This is a genomic window from Chloroflexota bacterium (genome assembly GCA_014360805.1).
GTDB lineage: Bacteria > Chloroflexota > Anaerolineae > DTLA01 > DTLA01 > DTLA01.
The window spans coordinates 1-12950 of sequence record JACIWU010000083.1; the positions used below are offsets into that span (position 1 = coordinate 1).

Below are 12950 nucleotides of genomic sequence, written 5' to 3' on the forward strand. Positions count from 1 at the left end.
GCCGCGCCGCTACTCATCCCCACCCGCGTGGAGCAAATTGGCAATTTGCTCCACATCCCCTGCCCACGGCGAGGGCGAGGCCGAAGGCCGGGGGTGAGGTGCACGTGCGCCCCGCCCGATGCTGAAGCATCGGGCTGGGTGTAGGGGCGACCCGCGGGTCGCCCCTACGCGGTGCGCCTCCCCCGCGGTCGTGCCAACCTCGCCCCAGCGTTCGCCTGGTGGGTCGGGGCACGGCACTTTGCCCCTGTTTCCATTCGCGTTTATTCGCGCGATTCGCGGTTCCCTATCCCTTCGGCATGGACGGGCAAAGTGCGGGCTGGGGGTACAGCCCCGGGCCGGAACGCCATGTCTACAAACGCCGCGAAGCGGAGTTAGGGGGCAGATTCGCGTTCATTCGCGTAGATTCTGGCCCCGCGCGCCGTTTGGACTGTTTGGATTGCTGAAGCCGCGCTTCAGCAGTCCAAACGGCGGATACTCCACTCGGCGGAATTCCGCGCGTTCTTCCGGCGTGCGTAGCCTGCCGTCGTGGGTGCGCCAGGGGATAGTGGCATCCAGGCCCATCTTGCTGGTGCGGGTTTTCTGGCCGGGCGCGTGGTGCGCCGAGGGATCCAGCGAACTGCCCGGCTCGTCGGGCAGGACGATGAGGTCGTGTGCTGCCTGAAACCGCGTGGCGATGGCCCATTCCACCTGCGCGGGGCTGTGGATGTCTATGTCCTCGTCCACGACGACCACGTGCTTGAGCGAACCGTGGCCCCGGAAGGCTGCCTCAATCGCCCTCCTGCCGTCGTCCTCATGCCGCTTGCGAATCTGCACCACGGCGTGGAGCCACGACGTGCCGCCGGGGGTGATGAGCACGTCCACACATTCGGCGACCTTGCTCACCTCAGCGAAGATGGTAGGCTCACGAGGCATCCCCATCAGCAGTTTGTGCTCGCTCCTGCCCGGCAGCAGCGCGTGGTAGATGGGGTTCCTGCGGTGGGTAATGCACTGAATCTCCACCACGGGCTGCTGGCGCACGATGTCCCACGTCTCCGTCAGGTCTATGAACGGCCCCTCGGCCGCGTATTCGCCCGTGAAGCGGCCCTCAAGGACATACTCGGCGTCGGCGGGGACCTCCAAGTCCACGGTCTTGCAGCGCACGACGGGCGTCGGGATGAGCGCGTTGGCAATGCCCAATTCGTCCACGCCCTTGGGCGGCGACATGGCGGCGGCCAACAGAACGGCAGGCGACACGCCGATGCAGATGGCCACATCCAGGCGCCCCCCCGTCTTGGCGAGGGCGGTGGCCGTGCCGCGTCCCTCCACCACCCGCGCCGCGAAGCGGTCGGGGCCGATCTGCATCAGGCGATGGAACGACATGTTGCGGCCCAGGTCGGGATCGCGGATGATGGCCACGCCCGACGTGATGTACGGCCCACCATCGCCACGGATGTGCGTCAGGATGGGGATGGCGTCCAGGTTCACGGCGGGCTCCACCACCTCCTGGCAGGGCGCATGGGCGACGACGGGCGGGGGCGTGGGATTCGCCAACGCGCGGGCGAGCGCCGCCAGCAGGTTGAGGCGCTCCACGCCCAGGCTGCGGGCGAGCAAATCGCGGTCGCTGCACACGCCAACGAGGACGGGGACGTCGTAGCCCTTCACGCGGCGGAAGAGCACCGTCTGCCCGTCCATGTCCGCCGCCACCGCCGCCAGTTCCAGGTATCGGTCCACCTCGCTGTCCACGTAGGCAAGCCTGCCCGCCTGTTCGGCCAGCCGAATGAAGTCGCGCACACTCACGGTTCGTCCTCCGACGGCGCTGGCCCCTCCCACCGTCGGTACAGGCTGTGCGGCAGGTTCAGCGCGTCCAAAATCTTGCCCACCACGAAGTCCACCATGTCGTCCAGGGTTTGCGGGCGGAAGTAGAACGCCATGTTCGGCGGCAGGACGATGGCGCCGGCCATCTTCGCCAAGCGCATGTTCTCAATCGCCGCGAGCGAGAGGGGCGTCTCGCGCGGGACCAGCACCAGCCGCCGCCCCGTGCGAAGCACGTTATCGGCAGCGCGGCCGATGAGGTTGGAACTGAGACCGTGCGCCACCATCGCCAGCGTCTTCATGGAGCACGGGACGATGACCATCCCGTCGGCCAGGAACGACGACGAGGCCAGCGGCGAACCCCACTCATCCTCGCCATAGAGGGCTGTGGCGGGTAGGTCCTCGCGGCCCAGTTCGTGCCGAAGCACCGTGCGGGCCGCGTCCGACACGATGAGGTGCGTTTCGTGGCCCGCCAGGTGCTCCAGCAATCGGGCGGCCAGGACGGCCCCCGATGCACCGGTAACCGCCACGATGAGCCTCATTACTACGAGACCTCCGTGATGATCACGCGATTCGCGCCGGCGAGCCGCAGGAACATATCCACCCGCCCGCGGGTTTCGGGTGTAACCAGCGCAATGAGGTTGCCGCCCCTGCCCGCGCCCGAGAGTTTCGCGCCCAGCGCGCCGCCATCCAGCGCGGCCTGCGCCAGGCGGTCCAGTTCCGGGCACGACACGCCCATAGCCTGCAGCAGCGCGTGATTACGGTTCATCAAATCGCCCAGGCGCGGCAGGTCGCCCATTTCTATCGCGCCGCGCCCCTGGTAGGCGATCTCGGCGATCTCGTCAAACAGGAACTCGTACTGGCCCAGGTTGGCCTCGTAACGACGGCGCACATCGGCGACAACGTCTTTCGTCTCGCTGGCGATGCCCGTGTCGGCGATGGCCAGCAGGAACGGCGTCTTCACCCAGAAGATCTCCAGCGTCCGCCCGCGGACGAAGTACACGGGCTTGCCGAAGGCGATGACGGTGTTGTCCACGCCGCTGGGCGTGCCGTGGTACAGTTTCTCGGCCTCGTACACCAGATCCGAGACCGCCCTGGACGTGAGGTGCTTGCCGAAATAGCGCGCAAGCGCGCGGACAATGGCGGTGGAAACGGCGGCCCCGCTGCCCAGCCCCCGCGCGATAGGAATGGTGGACTGCACAGAGATGAGGATGTCGGGCTGGGGCGGGATTTCCAGGCGGGCCAGGGTCTTCCACACGACGGCCGCCAGCGGGTCATCGGCGAGCGCCGATGACAGCGGGTAGCGCAACTCCAGGTCGCGGGCCTCCAGGACGACGCCTTGCCCCGGCGCGCCCAGACTGACCTCGGCCCGCGCCTGCACCTCAAAGACCGGCACCGCGATGGCGGGTCGCCCGTACACCACCGCGTGCTCGCCGAACAGAATCACCTTCCCTGGAGCCGTTCCCACGGCTTTGGCCTTGCTCCCAACGGTCATTACACCCTCCCGATGGCGCGCCTGACAGTATAGCACGCCCCCCGCCCGTGGGCAAGGACGCCGGGGGCCTTTCGGCCCAGCCTGCTGGCGATGGGCAAAGGTGCGCAGGCCAAAGAAATCGGGGGCAGGTATGGAAACCTGCCCTACACCCGCTATCCACGAATAACACGAATCCACACGAATAGAATACACGTAGGGCGGCTTTCCATAGCCGCCGGACGAGGGGCAGGTATGGAAACCTGCCCTACACCTGCGCTTGGTTCCACCTTGTTCGCCAACACAGGAGGGAGCCGCATCCCCCACGGTGGCGCGCGACTGGCGGAAAAGCGCAAAAAGCGGTATAATTGTAGGTGAGCGTCTCTTGAGTTGGGTGCGAATCGGAAGTGGGCAAGGAACTTGTGGATTACTACCGGGTGCTCCAGGTGGACCCGGAGGCCGACCCCGATGTGGTGGAAGCGGCATACAAGCGATTGGCGCGGAAGTACCATCCGGATTTGAATCCCGACCCGGATGCGAATCAGCGCATGCAGGAAATCAACCTGGCCTACGAGGTGCTGGGAGACCCGGAGAAGCGCGCCGAGTACCACCAGCAGTGGCAACGCGTGTACGGCAGCCAGCATTACGCGGCGAGAGCGACCGTCTCGCCGTGGTTGGGCGGCGTGCGCCCGTCGGTTACGCTGACACCCGAGCGGGTGCAGTTTGACGGCGTACAGCGAGGCCAGGTGGTGGACGCCGAGGTAACGATCTCGCTGAGCCGCGCCGGGCGCTTCCATGGCGAGATGCTCCCCCACCAGTCGTGGATTCGCGCGAAGGTGGCCAGCCGCCGCAAAGGCGCGGTGGTCATTCGCATCACGGTGGACACGTCCGACCTGCGCGGTGGCGTAACCTACGAGGGGAGCGTCGCCATCACGTCGCTGTTGTACGGCACGGTGCTCATCCCCGTGCGGGTCGCCGTCGCCCCAGAGCCGCGCCCCATCCTTAAGGTGGAACCCCTTTGGCTGGACGCGGGCACCGTCCGCCGCTCCGACGCGCCCATCACTATGACGCTGCACGTGCGCAACGTGGGCGAAGGCGCATTTGAGGGCGAAATCCGCGTCAAGCACGGCTGGCTCGCGGTGAATCGCGACGAGTTCCGGGGCGACCACACCGAAATCACGGTAACGCTGACCCCGTCGGGCCTGAAGCCCGGCCGGAATTACACCGGCAAGATTGAGGTCATCTCCAACGGCGGCATGACTACCGTCCCTGTCAAGGTTATGGTGCAGCAAGAACTTCCAGACCTGCCGCCCGCCGACAGCGACGAGTACTGGCCTGCCGTCCTGTCGCACCTCAAACCGGAGAACGCATGGGAGAAAGACTTCGTGGCGCAGATGAAGGCCCTCTCCAAAATGCGTGGATGGAAACCGGCGGCCAGCCAGCAGTCCACGATCCTGTACATGTTCGCGCGGGACGTGGACAAGTAGACACCCCTACCCCAAGGAGCACTTTCGGTAAGCCTATGGACATCGGTATCGTTCGCAAAGTGGACATTGACGCCGAGATGCGCGGCGCATACCTGGACTACGCCATGAGCGTCATCGTGTCGCGCGCCCTGCCTGACGTGCGCGACGGGCTGAAGCCCGTGCACCGGCGCATCCTGTACGCCATGCACGACATGGGGCTGCGCTCGGATCGCCCGTACAAGAAGAGCGCCCGCATTGTCGGCGAAGTCCTGGGCAAGTACCACCCCCATGGCGACGCCGCCGTGTACGACGCCATGGCCCGCATGGCGCAGGACTTCTCCATGCGCTACGTGCTGGTGGATGGGCAGGGCAACTTCGGCTCCATTGACGGCGACAGCCCGGCCGCCATGCGCTACACCGAGGCGCGCCTGTCGCCCATGGCCGAAGAGATGCTCGCCGACATTGACAAAGAGACCGTGGACTTTGTGGACAACTTTGACGGCTCGCTCAAGGAGCCGTCGGTGTTGCCCTCTCGCATCCCGAACCTGCTGCTCAACGGGGCCTCGGGCATCGCCGTCGGCATGGCCACCAACATCCCCCCGCACAACCTGGGCGAACTGTGCGACGCCATCACGTTCGTCATTGAGCAGTACGCGCGCCTGGACGAAATCACGGTGGATGAGTTGATGGCGCACCTGCCGGGGCCTGACTTCCCGACGGGCGGCATCATCCTGGGAACCGAGGGCATCCGCGCCGCCTACGCCAAAGGCACCGGGCGCATCACCGTGCGGGCCAAAACCGTCATTGAGGAGATGCGCGGGGGGCGATTCCGCATCCAGGTAACCGAACTGCCCTACCAGGTGAACAAGTCCAGCCTGCTGGAGCGCATCGCCGACCTGGTGCGCAGCGGCCGCATTGACGGGATCGCCGACCTGCGGGACGAATCCGATCGCAGCGGCATGAGCATCGTGATTGAACTCAAGCGCGGCGCGTCGCCCCGGACGGTGCTCAATCAACTGCTGAAGTTCACGCCCATGCAGAGCACCTACGGCATCAACATGCTGGCGCTGGTGGACGGCGAGCCGCGCGTCCTGTCGCTGAAGCGGGCCATCGCGCTGTACATTGAGCATCGGCGGGACGTCATCACGCGGCGCTGCCGCTACGACCTGGACAAGGCGCGGGCGCGCGCCCACGTCCTTGAGGGCCTGCGGATTGCGCTGGACTTCCTGGACGAGGTGATTCGCACCATTCGCCAGTCGCCCGACGCCGACACGGCGCAGGCGGAGCTGGTGCGGCGGTTCAAACTCACCGAGATTCAGGCCCGCGCCATCTTGGATATGCAGTTGCGGCGACTGGCGGCCCTGGAGCGCCAGAAGATTGAGGACGAGTACGCCGAGGTGCGCCGCACCATCGCCTACCTAGAGGACATCCTGGCGAACCCGCAGAAGATTCTGACCCTCATCCGCCAGGACCTGGCCGACATCAAGGCGAAGTACGGCGACGCCCGCCGCACGCATATTTCCGCGGAGGAAGCCGCCGAACTCAGCGATGAGGATTTGGTGGCGCGCGAGGACGTGCTCATCACCATCACGCAGCGCGGGTATGTCAAGCGCGTGCCCCTGAAAGCCTACCGCGCCCAGGCTCGCGGCGGCCGCGGCGTGGCCGGAATCACCACCCGCGAGGAGGACGCCGTCCAGTTCATCCTGGCCGCGACGACCATGGACTACATCCTGTTCTTCACTAATCGCGGGCGGGCTTTCGGCCTTCGGGCGCACCAAATCCCCGACGCATCCCGCCAGGCCAAGGGCGTCCACATGGCCAACCTGCTGGCGCTGGACGAGGGGGAATCGGCCACTGCCGCCGTGGCCGTGCCCGACTTCCAGCAGGCCGAATACCTCGTCATGGCGACGCGCAACGGCAAGGTCAAGCGAACCCCCCTGGCCGAATTCGCGGCGGTGCGGCCCAGCGGCATCATCGCCTTGAACCTGGAGGAGGGGGACGCGCTCCACTGGGTGCGCCTTACCCGCGGCGGCCAGGAGATCATCCTGGTTACCGAGGGCGGCCAGGGCATCCGCTTCAGCGAGGAATCGGTGCGGCCCATGGGCCGAAGCGCAGGCGGCGTGATGGGCATCCGCCTGGCCAAGGGCGATCACGTAACCAGCATGACCATCGCCGAACCTGGCGGCGACCTGCTCATCGTAACGACGAGGGGCTACGGCAAGCGCATTCCCCTGGAGGACATCCCCTTGCAGGGCAGGAACGGGCGCGGCGTGAGGGTGCAAGCCCGCAACCAGAAGGTAACCGGGCCGGTTACTTCTGCACGGGTCGTGCAGCCGGACGACGAAATCACCGTCGTCTCCACCGAGGGAATGGTGCTGCGCACGCCTGTGCAGAGTATCCCCCGGGCGGGGCGTGCGGCTAGAGGCGCACGGGTCATTGACATCCGCGGCGATGACGAGGTGGCCGCCGTCGCCCGCCTGGAAAGCGACCGCGCCACGCCTCCCAACGGCGCTGCGGAATCGGAGGGCAACGGCGATGCTACCGCGGCCGGTCATCCTGATCCATGATCTGGGCGGCTCGCCCCAGGATTGGGATCGGTGGGGGCTTGTCGCGCATCTTGTGCAACAGGGCGGGCTAGACCCGCGCCTTATCCGCCGCTTTGGGTACGGCTACGTGCGGCATGGGACGGTGCCTCGGTACGACGCGCAGGGCGACCTCATCCAGATCGCCCGCCGCCTGTCAGACGATTCGGCTGCGCCCGATGGCGATGCGTGCCAAGTGGACGCGCTGGCGGCGGAGAGCCGGGCCTTGGGCGGGCCGGGCAAAGTGAGCATTGTGGCCGTCGGCGCGGGGGGAATCATCACTCGGTACTACCTGAGCCGCCGAACGCCGGACGCCCTGGGCACGCGCTACAACGGCAACGTGGACAAGGTCATCCTGGTGGGGACGCCCAATCGGGGCGCGCGCCTCGGGTCGGTCGCCGGGGCTTTCCGGAAGATGTGGTGGGCGCGGATTCTCCTGCCCTCGCGCAGCAAGGCCGCCATGAATGCGATTTGCAGGGGGTATGAGACGTTGCGCGAGCGGGTGTTGGCCGAGATGCCCGGCGAGGCCTGCCCGCCCATATCGCCCAAGGCGCTGGGGCTGTTGCAAATCTCGGAGAAGAGTTTTCTGTTGCGATACCTGAACCGCGCCGAGTGCACGCCCAGGGATGTTCGGTTCTGGTGTCTGGCGGGGCAAATCACAGTGCGGTTTCTCGTCCCTTCCAGGACGGCCCACGTGCCGATAGAACTGCACTTCGGGGACTTGCTGACCATGCTCCCCAGCGCCACCGCGATTCCGGGGACGAGGCCCGTGCCTATCGTGTTTCGCAACGGGTATTGCGTGGACAGGACGCGACCGACGGGAGCCGACGACCCGCTGGCGTGGTTCGGAGGCGACCTGCCGCCCTACGCCCACACGCGGCTGATGCAACAGCCCGAAGTGCAGAGGACCATTCGGGACATTCTAACTCAATAGTGATGCTCATTTAAGGAGGAAAACAATATGACCGAGCCATACGATGTCGCCATCATCGGAGCAGGGCCGGGCGGGTACGTCGCGGCCATCCACGCCTCGCAATTGGGGATGAAGGTGCTCCTGGTGGAGAAGGATGCGGTGGGCGGCACGTGCCTGAACCGAGGGTGCGTCCCGACCAAGGCGCTCCTGCGCAGCGCCGAGGTTTGGAGCCTGGCGCAGGCCGCGGCCGAGTACGGCGTCCAGGTGGGCGGGGCAGCCCTGGACTGGGCGCAGGCCCAGAAGCGCAAGGATCAGGTTGTGTCGCGCCTGCGCAAGGGGGTGGAGTCGCTCCTCAAGAAGAACCGGGTGGCGCTGCTCCAGGGCACGGCGACGCTGGATTCGCCAACATCGCTGAAGGTGCAGAAGCCCGACGGCGGGACGGAGACGGTGTCGGCGCGCCACATCCTCATCGCCACCGGCGCCCGCGCCAAGTCGCTCCCAGGCGTAACGATTGACGAGCAGCGTATCCTGTCCAGCACCGGCGCGCTCCAGTTGGACCACATCCCGGCCAGCCTTGTCGTCATCGGCGCGGGGGCGGTGGGCGTGGAGTTCGCCTGCCTGTTCCAGAGCCTGGGGAGCAAGGTAACGCTGCTGGAAGCATTGCCCCAGGTGCTGCCCGCCGAGGATACGGAGGTGGCCGAGGAACTGGCCAAGAGCCTGAAGCGTCAGCGCATCCGCGTGGAGGCGGGCGCGCGCGTGGAGAAGGTAGAGACCGATGGCGAGGACGTGCGCGTGGCGTTCACCACATCCGCCGGCCAGAAGGAAACCGTGTCGGCGGAGAAACTGCTGATGGCGGTGGGGCGGGCGCCGGCAACCGACGGCCTGGGCCTGGAAGCGGCAGGGGTCAAGACCGACCGCGGCTTTATCCCCGTCAACGGGCACATGCAGACCAACGTGCCGTCGGTTTATGCCATCGGCGACTGCGTGCCCACGCTGCAACTGGCCCATGTGGCCAGCGCCGAGGGCATCGTGGCCGTGGAACACATGGCCGGGCGCAACCCGCGCCCGCTGAACTATGACCACATGCCCCGCGCCGTGTACTCGCGCCCCGAGGTGGCCAGCGCCGGCCTCACCGAGGCCCAGGCGCGGGAGCGGGGACACGCCGTGCGCACCGCCAAGTTCCCTTTCATGGCGTGCTCCAAGGCCGTCATCCTCGGCGAACGCGAGGGGTTCGTGAAACTGGTGGTCAGCGAGACCCACGATGCCCTCCTCGGCGTGCAGATCATCGGCCCAGGGGCGACGGAACTCATCGGCGAGGCGGTGCTGGCGCTGCGGCTGGAATTCACGGCGGAAGAGTTCTCGCGCGCCGTGCGGCCTCATCCCACGCTGTCGGAGGCGGTCATGGAGGCCGCCCACGCCGCCGCGGGGATGCCGATTCATTTTTAGCGGTCAGCAATCAGCAGTCAGCGGTCAGCGAATAGCAATCAGCCAGCAGTGGTCAGCGGACGAAAGGGGTTCGGCGATGCCGGTTTCGGGGCCAAAGCCGCCGTGGTTGCGGGTGCGATTGCCCGCTGGCGGCGCGTATCAGGAAGTGAACAGCCTTCTGGACAACCTGGGCTTGCACACCGTTTGCGAGGAGGCGCGGTGCCCCAACAAAGGCGAGTGCTTCCACAGCGGCACGGCCACGTTTCTCATCCTCGGGGATGTGTGCACGCGGCGGTGCCGATTCTGCGCCGTCGCCAAGGGGACGCCCCAGCCGCTGGACTGGGACGAGCCGGAGCGGGTGGCCCGCGCCGTGGAGGCGCTGGGGCTGCGGTACGCCGTCATCACGTCGGTAACGCGCGACGACGTGCCCGACGGGGGCGCGGGCATCTTCGCGGAGACCATCCGCGCCATCCGCCGCCGCGTGCCCGCGTGCAGGGTTGAGGTGCTCGTCCCCGACTTTCAGGGGAGCGAGGACGCGCTGCGGGTCGTCATGGACGCCGGCCCCGATGTCCTGAACCACAACCTGGAGACCGTGCCCCGGCTGTATCCCACGGCCAGGCCCGGCGCGGACTACGCCCGTTCGCTCCGCCTGCTGCGCCAGGCTAAGGCGATGTCTCCAACGGCGCTCACCAAGACGGGGCTGATGGTGGGCCTGGGCGAGACGCCCGACGAGGTGCGGGCCGTCATGGCCGACCTGGTGAGCGTGGGGTGCGACCTGCTGACGCTGGGCCAGTACCTGCAACCTAGCCGCGCCCACCTGCCGGTGGAACGCTACGTGCCGCCGGAGGAGTTCGCCGCGCTGGCCCGCGAGGGCGTGGCGATGGGTCTGAAGCACGTGGAAGCCGGGCCGCTCGTGCGCAGTTCCTACCACGCCCGCGAGCAGGTAGAGGTTGTAACCGCGAATACACGCGAATGGAAATAGACATTCGCGTTTATTCGCGCGATTCGCGGTTTCCTAGACATAGTGCGATTCCGCGCGTTCGCCCCACGCTGAAGCATCGGGCTGGGTGTAGGGGCGCCTCCCCGCGCGGGCAAGCCGACCTCGCCCCAGCGTTCTGCCAGCGGAGGGCTTCTAACCGCGAATGAACGCGAATGAACACGAATAGAATAGAAATAGACAATCGCGTTTATTCGCGCGATTCGCGGTTTCCTAGGCATAGTGCGATTCCGCGGCACACCACGCCCGACGCTGAAGCATCGGGCTGAACGGACAAAGCCCCTCCGGGGCTTCGTCCTTGTAGCGCGGGGGTTCAGCCCCGCGCGGGCAAGCCGACCTCGCCCCAGCATTCTGCCAGCGGAGGGCTTCTAACCGCGAATGCACGCGAATGGAAATAGACATTCGCGTTCATTAATACGATTCGCGGTTCCCTAGGCATAGTGCGATTCCGCGGCACACCACGCCCCACGCTGAAGCATCGGGCTGGGTGTAGGGGCGACCCGCGGGTCGCCCTACGCGGTACGCCTCCCCGCGCGGGCAAGCCGACCTCGCCCCAGCGTTCTGCCAGCGGAGGGCTTCTAACCGCGAATGAACGCGAATAACCGAATAGAATAGAAATAGACATTCGCGTTTATTCTCGCGATTCGCGGTTCCTCGTCCCTTCGACATGGACGGGGACGCCCAGTAGCCGCGCCGCAATACCCTCAAACGCACGCGGGTCGCCGGACGTGTAGAAAAGGCGCAGGGCGGGGCCGCGTCCGACCGTGCGCAGCCCATGCTGTTCCAGCACCCGAGCCGTCTGGCGGGCTACGGCGGGCGCGGGGTCTATGATGTCCACGTGCGGCCCCACGAGGCGCGCGATGGCCTCCCGCAGAAACGGGTAGTGCGTACACCCCAGCACCAGCGAGTCAACCCCCGCCCCCACCATCGGCTCCAGGTACAGCCGCAGCAGACGGTCGGTCTCCGGATCGTCCAGTTTCCCCGCTTCCACCTGCTGCACCAGGCCGGGGCAAACCTGCGTGAGCACCTCCACCCCGTTGGCATACCGCTCCAGCAGGCGCGCGAAGAGTTCGCCCTGAAATGTTACGGGCGTGGCGATAACGCCCACTTTGCCGGCGCGGGTGCGTTCGGCCGCAGGCTTCACCGCCGGCTCCATGCCGACGATGGGCACGGAGAACCGCTCGCGCAGATGGTGGAGCGCGGCGGCCGATGCGGTGTTGCACGCCACGACGACAACCTGCGCGCCGCGTTGGACGAGAAAGTCGGTGATGCGCACGGCCAGGTCGCGGATCTCCTTGGCGCTGCGCGAACCGTAGGGGCAGTGGGCCGTGTCGGCGAAGTAGAGGGTGCTCTCGTCGGGCAGTTGCGCCCAGATTTCGCGCAGCACCGAAAGCCCGCCCACGCCCGAGTCAAACACGCCGATCATCCTCCCGCCGCCTCCACAAAGGCGCGGAACAGCGCCCGCATGTCGGCGCGCGATGCGACGAGTTCTTCCGGGTGCCACTGGACCGCCAGCACCCACGCGCCGCCTGTGCCTTCCACCGCCTCCACGATACCATCGGGGGCCTGCGCTACCACCCGTAGCCCCGCTCCCAGGGCCTTGACCGCCTGGTGGTGCAACGAGTTGACCGGCACGGCGTCGCCCTGCTCCAGGATCGCCGCCAGGCGACTGTCGGGCGCGATGTCCACCGTGTGGGCGATGTGGCCGCGGGGGTATTCGGGGTAGAAACAGTGATGCTTCAGCGCGCCGGGGACCTGGCTGGGGATGTCCTGGTAGAGCGAGCCGCCCGCCGCCACGTTCAGCGCCTGGATGCCGCGGCATATGGCCAGGAGGGGCAGGCCCATGGCCAGCGCCCGCCGCGCCAGAGCGATTTCCGCCGCGTCGCGTTCGGCGTCCACCGTGCCCAGGTTGGGATGCGGGGCCTCGCCGAAGAGCGCCGGCGCGATGTCCTCGCCGCCCGCCAGCAGCAGGCCGTCAGCGCGATCCAACGCGTGGAACAGGCGCGGCTCGTCCAGGCCCAGCGGCATGAGCACGGGGGCTCCGCCCGCCGCGATGACGGCGGACAGGTACGCCTGGCCCATCCCCTGCAGGGGGAGGTGGTGATGCCGCCCCGATGTGTCGTGGCGGCAGGGTATGGCGATGATGGGTGCGGTCATGGCGCCTCCTGATGTTTGTGTATGCTCGCATTATAACGCGGGCTGAGGCTCAAACCCAAAATAGGTTTCGCACGACGCGCTTTCCCCAGACCCTTGATATCCGTAGGGCGGCTTTCCATAGACGCCGCGGGCCGGGGGCAGGTATGGG

General features: G+C 67.0%; 10 protein-coding genes. 5 read left to right on the forward strand and 5 right to left on the reverse strand.

The features are described 5' to 3' along the window. Positions 1 to 390: 390 nt before the first annotated feature. The 3 genes from H5T65_11960 to mvk are packed head-to-tail and all read right to left on the reverse strand — an operon-like array spanning position 391 to position 3286. Positions 391 to 1776 (reverse strand): UbiD family decarboxylase, encoded by a 1386-nt coding sequence (locus H5T65_11960; protein MBC7259949.1) that lies wholly within the window; start codon positions 1774 to 1776, stop codon positions 391 to 393. Then, the gene (locus H5T65_11965; GenBank protein MBC7259950.1) at positions 1773 to 2333 is read right to left on the reverse strand and encodes a UbiX family flavin prenyltransferase; all 561 of its coding nucleotides are present in this window, start codon (positions 2331 to 2333) and stop codon (positions 1773 to 1775) included. Before H5T65_11965 ends, H5T65_11960 begins: the two co-directional genes overlap by 4 nt. Positions 2334 to 2335: 2 nt before the next feature. Next, complete coding sequence (gene mvk / locus H5T65_11970; GenBank protein ID MBC7259951.1) at positions 2336 to 3286, reverse strand: mevalonate kinase; 951 nt, start codon at positions 3284 to 3286, stop codon at positions 2336 to 2338. Between the two features lie 398 nt (positions 3287 to 3684). On the opposite strand from mvk, the gene H5T65_11975 reads away from it, so the two are divergent. From H5T65_11975 to lipA, 5 genes are all read left to right on the forward strand, one after another. Further along, on the forward strand, positions 3685 to 4749 hold the full coding sequence (locus H5T65_11975; GenBank protein ID MBC7259952.1) for a DnaJ domain-containing protein: 1065 nt from the start codon (positions 3685 to 3687) through the stop codon (positions 4747 to 4749). Positions 4750 to 4784: 35 nt separating this feature from the next. Further along, complete coding sequence (gene gyrA, locus H5T65_11980; protein MBC7259953.1) at positions 4785 to 7295, forward strand: DNA gyrase subunit A; 2511 nt, start codon at positions 4785 to 4787, stop codon at positions 7293 to 7295. Next, complete coding sequence (locus tag H5T65_11985; protein ID MBC7259954.1) at positions 7264 to 8244, forward strand: hypothetical protein; 981 nt, start codon at positions 7264 to 7266, stop codon at positions 8242 to 8244. The genes gyrA and H5T65_11985 overlap by 32 nt, the downstream gene beginning before the upstream one ends. A gap of 27 nt (positions 8245 to 8271) precedes the next feature. Then, positions 8272 to 9669 carry a dihydrolipoyl dehydrogenase gene (lpdA, locus tag H5T65_11990; protein MBC7259955.1) on the forward strand — a complete coding sequence of 466 codons (1398 nt, stop codon included), beginning with the start codon at positions 8272 to 8274 and terminating at the stop codon, positions 9667 to 9669. A 76-nt stretch (positions 9670 to 9745) separates the two neighbouring features. Beyond that, positions 9746 to 10630, forward strand: coding sequence for a lipoyl synthase (gene lipA / locus H5T65_11995; GenBank protein ID MBC7259956.1), 885 nt, complete (start codon positions 9746 to 9748; stop codon positions 10628 to 10630). A gap of 646 nt (positions 10631 to 11276) precedes the next feature. Here lipA and H5T65_12000 read toward each other — a convergent pair. Beyond that, positions 11277 to 12071, reverse strand: coding sequence for a glutamate racemase (locus H5T65_12000; protein MBC7259957.1), 795 nt, complete (start codon positions 12069 to 12071; stop codon positions 11277 to 11279). Further along, positions 12068 to 12802 carry a gamma-glutamyl-gamma-aminobutyrate hydrolase family protein gene (locus tag H5T65_12005; GenBank protein ID MBC7259958.1) on the reverse strand — a complete coding sequence of 245 codons (735 nt, stop codon included), beginning with the start codon at positions 12800 to 12802 and terminating at the stop codon, positions 12068 to 12070. Before H5T65_12005 ends, H5T65_12000 begins: the two co-directional genes overlap by 4 nt. Positions 12803 to 12950: the final 148 nt, after the last annotated feature.